This window comes from Variovorax sp. (assembly GCF_035634955.1).
In the GTDB taxonomy this organism is placed as follows: Bacteria; Pseudomonadota; Gammaproteobacteria; order Burkholderiales; family Burkholderiaceae_C; genus Variovorax.
Genome location: NZ_DASQBZ010000024.1, coordinates 46,924 through 63,064, shown reverse-complemented (window position 1 = coordinate 63,064; position 16,141 = coordinate 46,924). Strand labels below are relative to the sequence as shown.

The 16,141-nt window shown below is 69.8% G+C and carries 16 protein-coding genes; 7 read left to right on the top strand and 9 right to left on the bottom strand.

Annotation, left to right across the window (positions count from 1 at the left end; translation table 11 throughout):
- The first annotated feature begins 13 nt into the window (after positions 1-13).
- Complete coding sequence (gene uraD / locus VES41_RS13240) at positions 14-1,795, top strand: 2-oxo-4-hydroxy-4-carboxy-5-ureidoimidazoline decarboxylase (protein ID WP_324817580.1); 1,782 nt, start codon at positions 14-16, stop codon at positions 1,793-1,795.
- A 4-nt stretch (positions 1,796-1,799) separates the two neighbouring features.
- Positions 1,800-3,026: a M20 family metallopeptidase gene (locus tag VES41_RS13235; protein ID WP_324817578.1), complete on the top strand. Its 1,227-nt coding sequence runs from the start codon at positions 1,800-1,802 to the stop codon at positions 3,024-3,026.
- A gap of 237 nt (positions 3,027-3,263) precedes the next feature.
- On the opposite strand, the gene VES41_RS13230 is transcribed toward VES41_RS13235, so the two are convergent.
- Positions 3,264-4,274, bottom strand: coding sequence for an aldo/keto reductase (locus VES41_RS13230; RefSeq protein WP_324817575.1), 1,011 nt, complete (start codon positions 4,272-4,274; stop codon positions 3,264-3,266).
- 240 nt (positions 4,275-4,514) lie between these two features.
- Between VES41_RS13230 and VES41_RS13225 the strand changes: the two genes are divergently transcribed.
- Entirely contained in the window at positions 4,515-6,020 is a 1,506-nt protein-coding gene (locus VES41_RS13225; protein WP_324817573.1) for a nucleobase:cation symporter-2 family protein, read from the top strand.
- Positions 6,021-6,083: 63 nt separating this feature from the next.
- On the opposite strand, the gene VES41_RS13220 is transcribed toward VES41_RS13225, so the two are convergent.
- The 6 genes from VES41_RS13220 to VES41_RS13195 form a co-directional block, all read right to left on the bottom strand.
- Positions 6,084-6,287 carry a hypothetical protein gene (locus VES41_RS13220; RefSeq protein ID WP_324817571.1) on the bottom strand — a complete coding sequence of 68 codons (204 nt, stop codon included), beginning with the start codon at positions 6,285-6,287 and terminating at the stop codon, positions 6,084-6,086.
- On the bottom strand, positions 6,284-6,718 hold the full coding sequence (locus VES41_RS13215) for a VOC family protein (protein ID WP_324817568.1): 435 nt from the start codon (positions 6,716-6,718) through the stop codon (positions 6,284-6,286). Before VES41_RS13215 ends, VES41_RS13220 begins: the two co-directional genes overlap by 4 nt.
- An 89-nt stretch (positions 6,719-6,807) precedes the next feature.
- The gene (locus VES41_RS13210; protein ID WP_324817565.1) at positions 6,808-7,863 is read right to left on the bottom strand and encodes a cyclase family protein; all 1,056 of its coding nucleotides are present in this window, start codon (positions 7,861-7,863) and stop codon (positions 6,808-6,810) included.
- 20 nt (positions 7,864-7,883) lie between these two features.
- On the bottom strand, positions 7,884-8,465 hold the full coding sequence (locus VES41_RS13205; protein WP_324817562.1) for a DNA-3-methyladenine glycosylase I: 582 nt from the start codon (positions 8,463-8,465) through the stop codon (positions 7,884-7,886).
- Between the two features lie 14 nt (positions 8,466-8,479).
- Positions 8,480-9,337, bottom strand: a complete 858-nt coding sequence (locus VES41_RS13200) for an aldo/keto reductase (protein WP_324817560.1) — start codon at positions 9,335-9,337, stop codon at positions 8,480-8,482.
- 50 nt (positions 9,338-9,387) lie between these two features.
- Positions 9,388-10,323 (bottom strand): LysR family transcriptional regulator, encoded by a 936-nt coding sequence (locus tag VES41_RS13195; protein ID WP_324817557.1) that lies wholly within the window; start codon positions 10,321-10,323, stop codon positions 9,388-9,390.
- A 75-nt stretch (positions 10,324-10,398) separates the two neighbouring features.
- On the opposite strand from VES41_RS13195, the gene VES41_RS13190 reads away from it, so the two are divergent.
- The 4 genes from VES41_RS13190 (at position 10,399) to VES41_RS13175 (ending at position 14,843) form a co-directional block, all read left to right on the top strand.
- A complete protein-coding gene (locus VES41_RS13190; protein ID WP_324817555.1) occupies positions 10,399-11,496 on the top strand; it encodes an adenosine deaminase in 1,098 nt (365 codons plus the stop codon).
- 1 nt (position 11,497) lies between these two features.
- On the top strand, positions 11,498-12,475 hold the full coding sequence (locus VES41_RS13185) for a tripartite tricarboxylate transporter substrate binding protein (RefSeq protein WP_324817553.1): 978 nt from the start codon (positions 11,498-11,500) through the stop codon (positions 12,473-12,475).
- Between the two features lie 4 nt (positions 12,476-12,479).
- Positions 12,480-13,556 carry a nucleoside hydrolase gene (locus VES41_RS13180; protein WP_324817551.1) on the top strand — a complete coding sequence of 359 codons (1,077 nt, stop codon included), beginning with the start codon at positions 12,480-12,482 and terminating at the stop codon, positions 13,554-13,556.
- 135 nt (positions 13,557-13,691) lie between these two features.
- The gene (locus VES41_RS13175; protein WP_324817548.1) at positions 13,692-14,843 is read left to right on the top strand and encodes an AI-2E family transporter; all 1,152 of its coding nucleotides are present in this window, start codon (positions 13,692-13,694) and stop codon (positions 14,841-14,843) included.
- Here VES41_RS13175 and VES41_RS13170 read toward each other — a convergent pair.
- The gene (locus VES41_RS13170; RefSeq protein ID WP_324817546.1) at positions 14,791-15,171 is read right to left on the bottom strand and encodes a hypothetical protein; all 381 of its coding nucleotides are present in this window, start codon (positions 15,169-15,171) and stop codon (positions 14,791-14,793) included. The genes VES41_RS13175 and VES41_RS13170 overlap by 53 nt on opposite strands.
- Positions 15,172-15,211: 40 nt before the next feature.
- Entirely contained in the window at positions 15,212-16,114 is a 903-nt protein-coding gene (locus VES41_RS13165) for a LysR family transcriptional regulator (RefSeq protein ID WP_324817545.1), read from the bottom strand.
- Between the last annotated feature and the right edge of the window lie 27 nt (positions 16,115-16,141).

The following is a 16,141-nucleotide window of genomic DNA, read 5'->3' as shown; positions in this document are numbered from 1 at the left end:
CCGGGAGAACGCCATGACCTTGAGCATCGAGCAGATCAATGCGGCCAATCCGGCCGACGCCGCCGCCCTGCTGGACGGCACCTACGAGCACTCGCCCTGGATCGCGCAGCGCGCCATGGCCTCGCGGCCGTTCCGCTCGCTCGCGCACCTCAAGCACGCGCTCGTGCAGGCGGTGGCCAAGGCCACGGCCGAGGAACAACTGAGCCTCATCCGCGCCCACCCCGAGCTGGCGGGCAAGGCCATGGTGAGCAAGACGCTCACGGCCGAATCGACCAACGAGCAGGGCAAGGCCGGGCTGACCGACTGCACGCCCGAGGAGTTCGCCCGGATCCAGCAGCTCAACGCCGACTACAACGCCAAGTTCGGCTTTCCGTTCATCCTGGCCGTGCGCGGGCCGCGCGGGCTGGGCCTGTCCAAGCGCGAGATCATCGACACCTTCGCGCGGCGGCTGCAGCACCACCCCGACTTCGAGCGGGCCGAGGCGCTGCGCAACATCCATCGCATCGCCGAGATCCGCCTGAACGACAAGTTCGGCGTGGAGCCCACGCTGGGCAACGACGTGTGGGACTGGCACGAGCAACTGGCGCGGCACACCGACCCGGGCTACGCCGAGAAGGGCCAGCTCACGGTCACCTACCTGACCGAGGCGCACCGCGCCTGCGCCGCGCAGATCGCGCAACTCATGCGCGACGTCGGCTTCGACTCGGTCGAAATCGACGCGGTCGGCAACGTGGTCGGCCGCTACGAGGCGGACGCGCCCGGCGCCAGGACCCTGCTCACCGGGTCGCACTACGACACGGTGCGCAACGGCGGCAAGTACGACGGGCGCCTGGGCATCTTCGTGCCGATCGCGTGCGTGCGCGAGCTCAAGCGCCAGAACCGGCGCCTGCCCTTCGCCTTCGAGGTGGTCGGTTTCGCCGAGGAGGAAGGCCAGCGCTACAAGGCCACGTTCCTGGGCTCGGGCGCGCTGATCGGCCACTTCGACACGAACTGGCTGGACCAGACGGACGCCGATGGCATCAGCCTGCGCGACGCCATGCGGCATGCCGGCCTCAGGCTGGAGGACATCCCGAAGATCCAGCGCGACCCCGCGAAGTACCTCGGCTTCGTCGAGGTCCACATCGAGCAGGGGCCGGTGCTCAACGAGCTCGACGTTCCGCTGGGCATCGTCACGTCCATCAACGGTGGCGTGCGCTTCGTCGGTGAAGTAACCGGCATGGCCAGCCACGCCGGCACCACGCCGATGGACCGCCGCCGCGACGCCGCCTGCGCGGTTGCCGAGCTCATCCTGTTCGCCGAGCAGCGGGCCGCGAAGGACGGTGACTCGGTCGCCACCGTCGGCATGCTCGAGGTGCCCAGCGGCTCCATCAACGTCGTGCCCGGGCGCTGCCGCTTCAGCCTTGACATCCGCGCCCCGAACGACGCGCAGCGCGACGCCGTGGTAACCGACGTGCTGGCCGAACTCGCCGCCATCTGCGAGCGCCGCGGCGTGCGGCATACGCTGGAAGAAGCCATGCGTGCCGCCGCCGCGCCCAGCGCGCCGGCCTGGCAGCAGCGCTGGGAGAAGGCGGTCGACGCCCTCGGCGTGCCGCTCTACCGCATGCCCAGCGGCGCCGGCCACGACGCCATGAAGCTGCACGAGGTGATGCCGCAGGCCATGCTGTTCGTGCGCGGCATCAACTCCGGCATCAGCCACAACCCGCTCGAGTCGAGCACCAACGACGACATGCAGCTGGCAGTGCAAGCCTTCCAGCGCCTGCTCGACGACCTGTCCCAAGAAACCTACCCTGCCTGACCCCATGACCGACTACGCCAAACTCGACGACTGGATCGACCAACACTTCGACGAGCAGGTCAGATTCCTGCAGGCGCTGGTCCAGGTGCCGACCGACACCCCGCCGGGCAACAACGCGCCGCACGCCGAGCGCACCGCCGAACTGCTCGCGGCCATGGGCCTGCATGCCGAGAAGCACCCGGTGCCCGCGCAGGAGGTCAAGGACTACGGGCTCGAGTCCATCACCAACCTGATCGTGCGGCGCAACTACGGCGCCGGCGGGCGCACCGTGGCGCTCAACGCGCACGGCGACGTGGTGCCGCCTGGCGAGGGCTGGACGCACGACCCGTACGGCGGCGAGATCGTCGACGGCCAGCTGTTCGGCCGTGCCGCGGCGGTCAGCAAGAGCGACTTCTCCACCTTCACCTTCGCCCTGCGCGCGCTCGAGGCCCAGGCGAAGCCGACCAAGGGCAGCATCGAGCTGCACTTCACCTACGACGAGGAATTCGGCGGCATCCTCGGGCCGGGGTGGCTGCTGAAGAACAAGCTCACCGCGCCCGACCTGATGGTCGCCGCCGGCTTCAGCTACGAGGTCGTGACGGCGCACAACGGCTGCCTGCAGATGGAGGTGACCGTACACGGCAAGATGGCGCACGCGGCCGTGCCCGACACCGGCGTGGACGCCCTGCAGGGTGCCGTGCACATCCTGAACGCGCTGTACGCCCAGAACGAGCAGTACAAGCAGGTCACCTCGGCGGTGGAAGGCATCAACCATCCCTACCTGAACGTCGGCCGCATCGAGGGCGGCACCAATACCAACGTCGTGCCCGGCAAGGTCGTGTTCAAGCTCGACCGCCGGATGATCCCGGAAGAGGATCCGGTCGCGGTCGAAGCCACCATCCGCCAGGTGATCGAAGACGCGGCCGCGCAGAAGGCCGGCATCTCGGTCGAGATCAGGCGCCTGCTGCTGGCCCATTCCATGAAGCCGCTGGGCGGCAACCAGCCGCTGGTCGATGCCATCCAGAAGCACGGCCAGCAGGTGTTCGGCCAGGCCATCCCGGCGATGGGCACGCCGCTCTACACGGACGTGCGGCTGTACGTCGAGCAAGGCATTCCCGGCGTGATCTACGGCGCCGGCCCGCGCACCGTGCTGGAGTCGCATGCCAAGCGCGCCGACGAGCGGGTCGCGCTGGAAGACCTGCGGCGCGCCACCAAGGTGATGGCCCGCACGCTGGCCGACCTCCTGGCCTGACCGGACGGATTTCACCCGGCCCGCACGCGCGGATGGCTGAAACAGAACTGAAAGAAATCCCCGCCAGCCGGGGACAAGCTTGTGGATATCTCGGTGGGCTTCTCGCCAAAGCCTTGTCCCGCAAGGGCTGGCGCCAGATTGCCTGTCCAACAGGCAGCGGCCCTCAGCGGTCCGGAAACCGGGCCGATCAGGCGGTCGTCCCGGCCGTGAGCGACACGCGGCACGCCGGTCCGGGCCTCAGCGCGGCGCGTCGCCCTTGCGGTAGTCCGCCGTCACCGCGTCGAGCCGCTCCTTCAACGCCGGATCGAGCTTGTAGTGGGCCGCGGCAATCGTGTCGTCCAGTTGCTCCGGGCGACTCGCGCCCAGCAGCGGCGCCGTGACCAACGGGTTGGCCATCGCCCACGCCACCGCCAGCGTGGCCAGCGGCACGCCGGCCTCGTCGGCGATCTCCCCAAGCTGCGCCACGGTGTCGAAACTGCGTTCGTTCCAGTAGCGGTCCTGGTACATGCCGCCGGCCGTGCCGAGCGTGAAGCGGGTGTTGTCCTGCGGCTTGTCGCCGCGCTTGTACTTGCCGGTCAGCAGGCCGCCGGCCAGGGGGTTGTAGGGGATCACGCCCAGGCCTTCCTCCTGCGCCAGCGGCAGCAGTTCGCGCTCGATCTCGCGAAACAGCAGGCTGTAGCGCGGCTGCACGCACACGTAGCGCGCCAAGCCGCGCAGGTCGGCGCGGCCGAGCGCACGCGCCATCCGGTAGGCCAGGAAGTTCGACACACCGATGTAGCGCGCGCGGCCCGACTTCACGATGACGTCGAGCGCTTCCAGCGTTTCGTCCAGCGGGGTGTCGCGGTCGTCGCTGTGCAGCTGGTAGAGGTCGACATGATCGGTTTGCAGCCGCTCGAGCGAGGCGTCGATGGCGGCCAGGAGGTGCTTGCGCGAGGCCCCCTGGTCCCACGGGTGCGGCCCCATCCTGCCGACCGCCTTGGTGGCCAGGATGTAGCGCCCGCGCGCGCCCGCCCCCTTGGCCTTGAGCCAGCGGCCGATGATCTCCTCGGTGCGGCCGGCGGTCTCGAGCGTGCCGCCCAGCGGGTAGACATCGGCCGTGTCCAGCAGGTTGATGCCGGCATCGGTGGCCTTGTCCAGGATGGCAGCCGAGACCGCCTCGTCGGTCTGCAGGCCGAAGGTCATGGTGCCCAGCGCCAGGCGCGAGACGATGAGGCCAGTGTGGCCCAGGCGGGTGGTCGGAATGCTCATGGCGCGTGGCTCCTGTGGGAATCAGCGGGCCATGATAGTGAGCGATGCCGCGGCCTGCAGGCGGCGGCGCGATGGACAGTCCGTCGTGGGGCCGGCGACGGCCGACAGGTGTTCGCCGCAAGCTCCCCGGGCCGGATAATCCGGGTTTTCCGCGATACAGCGTGCATTCTGATGTGTATACAGTTTTGGGTACAGAAATTGTTCACATTTGGCATTCGCCATTGACAGGAGATGCGCACCATGTCGGCTAACACTGCCATCGAACCGGCCACCCCGGCCGGCGTCCACCCGGTCGACGAGCGCCTGCCGCTGGGCAAGGTCACCGCGCTCGGCCTGCAGCACGTGCTGGTCATGTACGCCGGCGCCGTAGCCGTGCCGCTGATCGTCGGGCGGGCGCTCAAGCTCAGCCCGGAAGAAGTCGCGCTGCTGATCTCGGCCGACCTCTTCTGCTGCGGCATCGCCACGCTGATCCAGTCGCTGGGCATGACCCAGTGGTTCGGCATCCGGCTGCCCGTGATGATGGGCGTGACCTTCGCCTCGGTCGCGCCGATGGTGGCCATTGCCAACGCCAACGGCGGACACGCCGGGGCGCAACTGCTGTTCGGTTCGATCATCGGCGCGGGCATTGTCTCGATCCTGATCGCGCCGGTGGTCAGCCGCATGCTGCGCTTCTTCCCGCCGGTGGTCACCGGCACCATCATCACGGTCATCGGCATCTCGCTCATGCGGGTGGGCATCAACTGGATCTTCGGCAACCCGGTGGGCCCCACCGCGCCGGCGATCGTCGACCCGGTGTACTCCAAGTGGCTGGCCGACGTCACCTCCCCCGGCTCCGCGCTGCCGCCGGTGCCCAAGGGCATCGCGCTTGCGCCCACGGTGCCCAACCCCAAGTACGCCGACCTGACCGGCCTGGGCATCTCGGCGCTGGTGCTGGTGTCGATCCTGCTGATCGTCAAGTACGCCAAGGGGTTCATCGCCAACATCTCGGTGCTGCTGGGCATCGTCATCGGCGCGGTCGTGGCCGCGGCGATGGGCCTGATGACCTTCGAGAAAGTGGCGCGCGCGCAATGGGTCGACATCGTGCTGCCGTTTCACTTCGGCATGCCGCAGTTCGACCCGGTGCTGATCCTGACCATGACGCTGATCATGATCGTGGTGATGATCGAGTCGACCGGGATGTTCCTGGCCCTGGGCGAGATGACGGACCGAAAAGTGGCCCAGCCGGACCTGGCGCGCGGATTGCGCACCGACGGCCTGGGCACGCTCATCGGCGGCGTGTTCAACACCTTCCCCTACACCTCGTTCTCGCAGAACGTGGGCCTGGTGGCGGTGACGGGCATCAAGAGCCGCTTCGTGTGCGTGGCCGGCGGCGTGATCCTGGTCGTGCTCGGCCTGCTGCCCAAGATGGCCGCGCTGGTCGAGTCGGTGCCCACGGTCGTGCTGGGCGGCGCCGGGCTGGTGATGTTCGGCATGGTGGCGGCCACCGGCATCCGCATCCTGGCGGGCGTGGACTTCAAGACCAACCGCAACAACCCGATGATCGTGGCGGTGTCGATCGGCATCGGCATGATTCCGCTGATCGCCCCGAACTTCAAGCAGTGGATGCCGCACGGGATCCACTCGCTGGTGGAGTCCGGCATCCTGCTCGCATCGGTGTGCGCGGTGCTGCTCAACCTGTTCCTCAACGGCGCGCACCGCGACGATCAGGCGGCCATCAACGCCGCCAAGCAGGCGGAAGCGCATTAGCCGTTGCCCACGCCTGGGCGGCCCCAGCTTCGCAGGTCCGCCTGCCGCACCTGACCGAGACGGTCAATCGTCCAGGAAGCCGCCGCGGTAGAAGCACCAGGCGGTGCCGTCGTGCAGGTAGAAGTGGCCGTCGGCGCAGAAGTCCTTGCCTGGAAAGAACTCGCGCACGGCCTTGGGCACCAGGCGCGCCAGCTGCTCGTCGTCGAGTTCGTCGAATTCCTCGGGCGTGATGGGCTGGCCCACCCGCAGGCGGCGCGTGCCGCTCATGATTGCCAGCCCCCGGCTTCGGTCCACTGCGGGTTGAATGCCACTTCCCACAAATGCCCGTCGGGGTCCTGGAAGCAGCCGGTGTAGCCGCCCCAGAACGCCGTGTGCGCCGGCTTGACGATGCGCGCACCCGCGGCGGCGGCGGTGGCCATTGCGGCATCCACCTCGGCGGGCGACTCGACGTTGTGCGCCAGCATCATCTCGGTCGCGCTGGCCGGACCGCGCGGCACGCCGCTGTCATGCGCGATGCTGGCGCGCGGCCACAACGCCAGGCGCAGGCCGCCGTCGAGGTCGATGAATGCGACCGCGCCGTGCTCGAACTCCTGGCCGACGATGCCGGGCGTGGCCCAGCCCAGGCCGTCGCGGTAGAACCGCAGGGCGCGGTCGAGGTCGTCGACGCCGAGCGTGATGAGCGTGATGCGTGCTTTCATGAATGCGCTGGAAGGTGTGGGAAGCCGCGCACGTTAAGCCTCGCCGTTGCGGCTGTAAAGCCGAGGGCGCCTGGCCCGCCGTGCGCGTCTCAGGTGGTTCCCACCGGCGTCAGCGGCGATGCCACCGCGCCCGGCAGCCGCAGCGGCGGCGCCGTGAGCAGGAAGCGCGAGCGCCCCGCGTCGCGCAGATGCCGGGCCAGCGGCGTGAGCCACCACAGCTCGCCCAGGTGCACGCCCAGCTTGAACAGGCAGTGCTCGTGCAGCGGCAAGGCGGCGCAGCAGCCGCCGCGCGGCGTGGCCGGGTAGGCCTCGACCGCGAAGTTGTCGGCGGCGATGGCGGCCACGCCGCTGTCGGTAATCCACTGCAGTAGCCGCTCGTCGCGCCCGTCGAGCACGCTGCCGGTGGCTTCCAGCGCCTCGTGCGTCGGCGCTTTCTCCATGCCGAGCAGTGCCTGCGCGAAGCCGGTGTGCAGGCACAGGATGTCGCCCGGCTCGATCACCACGGCGTCCTGCGCGAGCACGTGCATCAGCCGCTCGTGCCCGACCAGGGTGCGCGCGTCGCCGAAATGCGCATGCAGGTCGACCATCACCGCGCGTCCCTGCACGGCCTTCTCGGCCATGTTCTGGATGCCGAGCGCCTGCGCGCCACTGGTGCTGCTTGACCCGGCGCCGGCGGCCCCCGCATCCTGCGCCGCGTCCGGGCCGAGCACCTCACGCTGCGCGCGAAAGCCGTTGTAGTAGACCGGCTCGGGCAAGCCGTCGCCATCGGCGTCGAACATCGAGCCCACGTGCGCCAGCCCGTCCCACTGGGTCGAATACTGCAGGTGCAGGACGGCCAGGTCGTCGCTGATGACGTCGGTGCGCCCTTCGACCAGTTCGGACAGGCGGAAGTTGAAGTTCACCCGGCCCTGCCGCAGCGTCGGCCGCAGCACCGGCGGATGGCGCGAGGGGTGCAGCACGTTGCCGCCCGGATAGTCCAGCGGCAGGCTCAGGCAGAAGCTGCGCCCGTCGCGCACCTCGGCCACGCCCTGGCGCACCTTTTCGGGCGTGAGCAGGTTGAGGCGGCCGAGCTGGTCGTCCGGACCGAAGTCGCCCCATGTCGAACCTGCGGGGCGCTGCACCCAGCGGCGCGTCTTGTCTTGCATGCGGAACTCCTCGCGAGCCGTCAGCGCCTGCGCCAGGCGCAGGCGGCCGCGTGGTCGTTGACGATGCCGACCGCCTGCAGCCAGGCATGGACGATGGTCGGGCCGACGAACTTGAAGCCGCGCTTCTTGAGGTCCTTCGACACGCGCTCGGACAGCGCCGTGGTGGCCGGCAGCGCAATGCCGTCGCCATGCACCACCTGCCCGTCGGTGAAGGACCAGCAGTAGTCGGCGAAGTCTTCGCCGCGCGCCGCCATGTCGTTGTAGATGCGGGCGCCCTGGATGGTCGCCTCGATCTTGGCGCGCGAGCGGATGATGCCGGCGTCGTCCAGCAGCCGCAGAATGTCGCGCTCGGTCATGCGCGCCACCTTGGCCGGGTCGAATCCATGGAATGCCGCGCGGAATGCCTCGCGCTTTCGCAGCACCGTGATCCACGCCAACCCGGCCTGGAAGCCCTCGAGCATGAGGCACTCCCACAGCGCACGCGGGTCGCGCTCGGGAATGCCCCACTCGTCGTCGTGATAGGCCTGCATCTGCGGGTCCGATTCGGCCCATGCGCAACGCTGCGGCGCCAGGTTCTTCTTGTCCGTCTTGTGTTCGGGCATCGTCGTCACGTCGGTCAGATCATGGCAAGCGGCGACTTGCGCCGCGGCGGCGGATGGAGGCGGTCGATCGCCGCCAGCAGGTCCGGGCCGAGTTGCAGCGAGGCTGCGGCCAGGTTGTCCGCCAGGTGGCTCTCATGCACCGCCTTCGGGATGGCCAGCACGCCCGGGCGAGACAACACCCAGGCCAGCGCGAGCTGCGCCGCGGTCACGCCGGCGTCGCGCGCCAAGCGGGCCAGGCCGGCCTCCTGCGCCAGCACGCCCTGGTCGATCGGGCTGTAGGCCATCAGCGGCATGCCGCGCTTGCGTTGCCAGGGCAGCAGGCTGTGTTCGGGGCCGCGCTGGGCCACCGAGAACCAGACCTGGTTGGCGGCGCAGTCGAATCGGTCGCCGCAGGCGGTGGCGAGTTCTTCAAGGTCGTCCACGTCCAGATTGCTCACGCCCCAGCGGCGAATGCGTCCGGCGTCCACCAGCGCGCGCATCGCGTCCACCGTCTCGTCCAACGCGATGGCGCCGCGCCAGTGCAGCAGGTACAGGTCGATCTGGTCGAGCCCCAGGCGCCGCAGGCTGCGTTCGCAGGCCTCGGGCAGGCTGCGGCGCCCGGCGTGGTGCGGATACGCCTTGCTGACGATGAACAGGTCTTCGCGCGCCACCTCGCCGCCCCGCAGCGCCGCGCCGATCGCCTCGCCCAGCAACTGCTCGGCGCCGCCTTCACCATACATCTCGGCAGTGTCGAACAGGCGATAGCCCATGCCGATGGCGCTGCGCAGCGCCGCCAGCTCCGGCGCGTGGCGGGCGCGCTCCTCGCCCATGCGCCAGGTGCCCAGTCCGAGGGCCGGAATCCGGCCGCCATCGTCGAGGTCGAGGAAGTTCATGCGGCGCATGGTAGTGCAGCGTGCGGCGGCGCGGGCGCCGGCAAGCGGGCTCAGCCGCGTTCCGGCCCCGCGGTCGCTGCCGGCAGCCGCTCGCACAGGAACTCCGCCAGCAGGCGGGCCGCGGTGCTGCGCGAGGGCTCGGGGCGACGCAGCAGCACTACCCTACGCTCGATCCTGGGCTGCGCGAGCGGCACCACGCGAAGCTCGGCGTCGCGCAGGCCCACCGTGTAGAGCTTGGGCAGCAGGCCGATCGCCAGCCGGCTGCGCGCCAGCGCATGCAGCGTTTCCGCATAGCGCACCCGCAGCGGCTCCGGCCCGCCTTCGCCGAACTGCGCACGCGCCGGCTCGCCCAGTGCCGGCATGCTGCCGCTTTCGAACAGCGCCAGCCGCTCGCGGCCGAGCGACTTCCAACTCGCGCTGCGGGCGCCGGCCAGCGGATGGTCACGATGGACCAGGAGCACCAGAGGATCGCGGAACAGTTCGGTGCACGCCAGGCCCTCGGGTGCGCCGGTGATGGCCGCCACCACGACGTCGAGTTCGCCCTGGCGCAGCCGCTGCACCAACTCGGTCGAGGGCGCATCGACCCACTCGACGCTGGCCGCCTCGGGCTGCAGCGCCTGGAACGCGGCCACCGCCGCCGCCACTTGCCTGGTGGCAGACGGGATGACGCCGATGCGCACGTGCGCCCGCCCACGCACCACCACGCTGCTGATGTCGCGCAGTGCCTGGTCGACCGTGTTCACGACGAAGTCCGTGCGTTCCAGCACCTCGGCGCCGAGCGGGGTGAGCGCCAGGTGGTGCGTGGTGCGTTCCAGCAGGGGCGCACCCAGCAGGCGCTCCATCTGCTTGATGGCATTGCTCAGCGCCGGCTGTGTGATCGACAGGCGCTGCGCCGCGCGGCCGAAGTGGCCCTCCTGCACGAGCACTGAGAAGCATTGGAGGTGGCGCAGCGTCAGCGCGCGCAGCGGGGCAGGATCAGCGGCCATGTTCATCACTCGGATGAATGAAATTATAGAAATTAATCACTTCATCATGAACTTCGCGCCGCCTAGACTGCGCGCATGCAAGCCCCCCAGGCCCCCTCCGAGCACCCGCTGTCGCTGGAAGCGATGCTCCACGCGATGCCCAAGGCGGAACTGCACTGCCACCTGTTCGGCACCGTGCGACAGGCCACCTTCGAGGCGCTGAACCGCCGCGCCGGCATGCCGCTCACCTCCGAGGAGGTGCAGGCCTTCTACACGCGCGGCGACAAGCCGGTGGGCGTGCTGCGCGTGCTGCGCGCACTCGATGCCTGGCTGATTCGCACGCCGGACGACCTGTACCGCCTGACCTACGAATACCTGGCCGATGCGGCGGCGCACCAGGTGCGCTACAGCGAGTTCTTCTGGAACCCGACCGGCACGGCAGCCGAGTCGGGCATTCCCTATTCGGCGGCGCAGGCGGCGATCGCGCGCGCCATCGTCGATGCCCAGGCCGACCACGGCATCGTCGGCCGGCTGGTGGCGGCCATCGACCGCGAGGCCACGCCCGAGGCGGCGCGGCAGATGGTCGAGTGGGTGACCGCCCATCGCAGCGAGCACACCGTCGGCATCGGCATCGACTACCGCGAGACCGACCGGCCGCCCGAGCTGTTCGCCCAAGCGTACGCAGACGCCCGCCGCGCCGGGCTGAAGACCACCGCGCACGCGGGCGAGTTCGGCATGCCCTGGACGAACGTGCGCACCGCGCTGGATGTGCTGAAGGTCGACCGCATCGACCACGGCTATACCGTCGTGGACGAACCCGCCTTCGCGCGCGAATGCGCCGACCGCGGAGTGATCTTCACCGTCGTGCCGACCAATTCCTACTACTTGCGCACCCTGCCGCCGCAACGATGGGCGCTGGACCATCCGATCCGGCGCATGCCGGGCCTGGGCCTGCGCGTGCACCCCAACACCGACGACCCGACGCTGCACCACGTCACGCCCACACTGGCCTGGCTCATGATGGTGCGCGACTTCGGCTTCGGGCTGGACGATCTGCGCGCCTTCCTGGGCCACGGCCTGGACGGCGCCTGGATCGACGACGGCCAGCGGCGCGCCTGGCGCGCGCAGTGGCTGGCCGAGTTCGACGCACTGCGCCGGCGCCTTTCCCCCAACGTCCCGCTCCAAGGAAACTGAGATGCCCTCGTCAAAGCCCTTCATGGCCGCCGTTCTGGCCGCGAGCCTGCCCGTCGCCGCGCTCGCACAGGCGGCCTGGCCCGGTGCCAAGCCGATCACCCTGATCGTGCCCTACTCCGCCGGCGGCAGCGTCGACTTCAATGCGCGCCTGGTGGCCCAGCGGCTGGGCGAGCGGCTGAAGCAGTCGGTGGTGGTGGAAAACGTGGCCGGCGCCGGAGGCGTCATCGGCGTGGCCAAGGCGGCCGCTGCGACGCCGGACGGCTACACGATCGTCGCCGGCCCTGACAGCGTGATGGCGATCGGCCGCCTGGTCAACCCGGCCGCCTACCGGTTCGACCCGCTCAAGGACCTGGCGCCGGTGGGCATGATCAACACCGCGCCGATGGTGCTGGTTGCCCGGCCCGGCCTGCCGGCGCGGGACTGGAGCCAGTTCGTCGCGCTGGCCAAGGCCGCCCCCGGCAAGTACAACTACGCCACCTCGGGCGTGGGCACGGTGCTGCAGCTGGCGATGGAGCAGATCAAGCAGCGCGAGGGCATTTCCGTGGCGCACGTGCCCTATCGCGGCGGCGCACAGATCGCCACCGACGTCATCGGCGACCAGGTCGACCTGGCCATGCTGGTGAGCATCAGCGCGTTGCCGCACGTGAGCAGCGGGCGGCTCAAGGCGCTGGGCGTCACCAGCGCCCAGCGCCTGGAGACCCTGCCGCAGGTGCCCGCCTTCGGCGAGATGCCCGGGCTCAAGGGCTTCTCAATGCTCAGCTGGACGGGCCTGTTCGCGCCGGCCGGCACGCCGGCGCCGGTCATCCGGCAACTGAACGAGGCGCTCGATGCCGTGCTCGCCGAGCCCGAGGTGCGCGCCAAGCTGCGCGAACAGGGCGCCCTGCCCGGCAGCGGCTCGCCCGAGGACCTGGGCAAGTTCGTGCAGGCCGAATACGCACGCAACCAGAAGATCGTGCAGGACGCCAACATCAAGGAGTGAGGCGATGCACCACCCCGTCACCCGACGCGCGCTCATCGCCTCGGCGGCCCAGCTTGCCGCGGGCGCCGCGCTGGCGCAAAGCCACCCGGCGCAGGTGCTGCTGGGCGCGGCCGCGGCGCCGCTGCCACCAGCCACGCCTCAGCCGCGGGCACTGATCATCGACACCGATCCGGGGCAGGACGACGCGATCGCGTTGCTGATGGCGCTGGCCGCGCCCGACCGGCTGGAAGTGCGCGGCCTCACCGTCAGCGTGGGCAACTTGCCATTGACCGTCACCGAGAAGAACACGCGCATCGTGCGCGATTGGGCCGGCCGGCCCGACGTACCGGTCTATGCGGGCTACCCGCGCCCGCTGGTGCGCGAGCCGATCTTCGCCGCAGACGTGCATGGGAAGACGGGCATGGACGGCCCCGTGCTGCACGAGCCGCGCGCGCCGCTGATGCCGATACCGGCAGTCACCTGGCTGATCGAGACCTTGCGCGCGGCCGAGCCCGGCAGCATCACGCTCGCCGGCCTGGGACCGCTGACCAACATCGCGGCGGCGCTGAACATGGCGCCCGAGATCAAGCCCGCCATCCGCGAGATCGTCGTGCTGGGCGGTTCCTGGGGCGTGGGCGGCAACATCACGCCGGCAGCGACGTTCAATTTCTACGCCGACCCCGAGGCAGCCTCGGTCGTGTTCCGCAGCGGCGTGCCGGTGACGGCGGTCGCACACGACGCGGCGCGCCGCGTGCTGGTGACGCCCGAACGCATCGCACCGATCCGGCAGTTGGGCAACCAGGCCGGCCGGGTGGTGGCCGACATCCTCGACAACGCCATGGAATACGCAGTGCGTCGCCGCGGCGTCGCGGTTGGCCCGATGTACGACCCGTGCGCAATCGCCTACTTGCTGCGTCCGGAAATTTTCAAGGGCGTGCGCGTGCCGGTGGACATCGAGACGCGCGGCGAGTTCACCACCGGCGCCACCGTGGTCGACTTCCGTGGCTACACGCGCCGCAAGCCGAACGCGCTGTGGATCAGCGAAGTGGATATCGAGGCGTTCTACGCACTGCTTCAGTCGCAATTGGCACGCTTGCCCTGACGTGACCCCTCCGCCGGCTCTGCGCGAGCCGGCGTGCGCCGCTTATGGCGCGCGACCGCCGCCGACGGCGCCAGGCGGCCGGCGACTACGGCGGCGCGCGCTGGCGCGCCGCGGCCTGGGCTACAGTGGCCCACCATGAGAAACGCCCGACTCCAGCGCAATGCATTCCTGCTGCTCCTGGCGGCCGTCACCATCGCCTTTGCCTGGCTGCTGCTGCCTTTCTTCGGCGCGGTGATGTGGGCGGTGGCGCTGGCCATCCTGTTCACGCCGGTCTACCGGCGCCTGGTCAGGCGCTTCAATGGACGCGAGAACTCGGCGGCGCTGGTCACGCTGCTGGTCTCGTTGCTGATCGTGATACTGCCGCTGGTGCTGATCGCCATGTCGCTGACCAGCGAACTGGCGCAGTTCTCCCAGCGCGTGCGGTCGGGCGAGCTGAGCTTCAGCCACTACTTCCAGCAGATCGTGAGCATCATCCCGCGCTGGGCGCTGGACCTGCTCGAACGCTTCGGCGTCGGCGACTTCCAGGCGCTGACCACCAAGATCGCCCAGGGCGCGGCGGCGGCCAGCCAGCGTATCGCGAGCCAGGCGCTCAACATCGGGCAGAACACCTTCGAGTTCGTGGTGAGCTTCGGCCTGATGCTCTACCTGCTGTACTTCCTGCTGCGCGACGGGCGCAGCCTGTCGGCCACGGTTCGCAATGCGTTGCCGCTGGCCAAGCCGCACACCAAGTTCCTGCTCGACAAGTTCGCCACCGTGATCCGCGCCACCATCAAGGGCAACATCGTCGTGGCGCTGGTGCAAGGCGCCATCGGCGGCGTGGCCCTGTGGCTGCTGGGCGTCCAGGGCGCCCTGCTGCTGGGCGTGCTGATGACGTTCCTGTCGCTGCTGCCGGCGGTGGGCGCCGGGCTGGTCTGGCTGCCGGTGGCCATCTACTTCCTGGCCACCGGCGCGGTGTGGCAGGGGGTGGTGCTGATCGTCGTCGGGGTGTTCGTCATCGGGCTGGTCGACAACGTGCTGCGCCCCATCCTGGTGGGCAAGGACACGCAGATGCCGGACTACATCGTGCTGATGTCCACCGTGGGCGGCATTGCGCTGTTCGGCATCAACGGGTTCGTCATCGGCCCGGTCATCGCCGCCATCTTCATGGCCGCGTGGCAGGTGTTCGCCACCTGGGACGAGGACGGCAGCGCGCCCGACGCATTGCCTGCGCCCGGCGTCGCGCCGACGCAACCGGCTACCCGCAGCGCGCGCCCACCATCCGTCCCTGGGGATCCACCTCCAGGATGAGGCGCAGCGGGTCGGCCGGCGCGGCCGCCTCGCCGGGCCGTGCCGTGATGCCCTGGTGCGCGCCGGCGCGGTCGCGGGCCTGTTCCAGCAATTTCATGTCCACCACCTGGCCGAGCGCGAAGCGCGCCTGCGTGGCGTCGCAGCGCGGTGCCACGTTCACGAGTTGCGGCGGCGGCGGCACCTCGGGCCCGAGCGGGCGCTCCGAAGGCGGTGGCACGGACTGGCAGCCTGCCAGCACCGCCGCCGCCGCGACCGCGCCCAGGCAGCGCTTCCAGCCGGATGCCGGCGCCCAACGCCAGTCAGTCTCCGTCGATGGCGGCTTGTGCATGCGTGCTCCCTTCCCTTGCTTTTGACGACAGCATGCAAGCCTAACGCGTCCACCACTTGCCGTCGAACTGCCCCTGCAGGAACGCGACGAAGCTCGACACCTTGCCCGGCACCAGCTTGGGCGAGGGAAATACGGCATGGATCTCCTGCTCGGCCAGGCCATGGTCGGGCAGCACCTCGACCACGCTGCCGGCCTTGATCGACTCGGCGGCCACGTAGCGCGGCATCAACGCGATGCCCAGGCCAGCGCGCGTCGCGGCCAGCACCGCCGACAGGTTGTTCGAGCGCAGCCGCCCCGACACCGGCACCGTCACCGCCTCGCCCTTCGGCGTGTGCATCTGCCAGACATCGTCGCCCACCACGCTGCTGTAGATCAGTGCCACGTGCGCGCTCAGGTCCTGCGCCCGGCGCGGCGTGCCGTGCTGCTTGAGATACGCCGGCGCGGCGACCATCACCCACGGGTTCATGCCGAGGTAGCGCGCCCCCAGCGACGAATCGGCCAGCTTGCCCATGCGGATCGCGACGTCGATGCCCTGGGCCACCAGGTCGACGTAGCGGTCCTCGAAGCTCAGGTCCACCTGCACCTGCGGATGCCGGGCCATGTATTCGAGCGCCAGCGGCACCACGACGCGGCGGCCGAACGCCACCGACGTGCCGATGCGCAGCAGCCCCTGGGCCTGCGACTGGCGCAACCGCACGATGCTGTCGGCGTCCTGCGCGTCGCGCACGATCGCCTTGCATTTCTCGTAGTACAGGGCGCCGGCCTCGGTCAGGCTCACGCCACGCGTGTTGCGGTTGAGCAAGCGCACCTTCAGGCGCGACTCGGTGGCGGCCACCTGCTTGGTCACGGTGGGCTGGGTGGTGTTGAACTCCCGCGCGGCCTTGGAGAAGCTGCCGGTCTCCACCACGCGCACGAACATTTCCATCGCAAGCAGTCGATCCATGCCGCGATGCTAGTTCATTCATTCCAT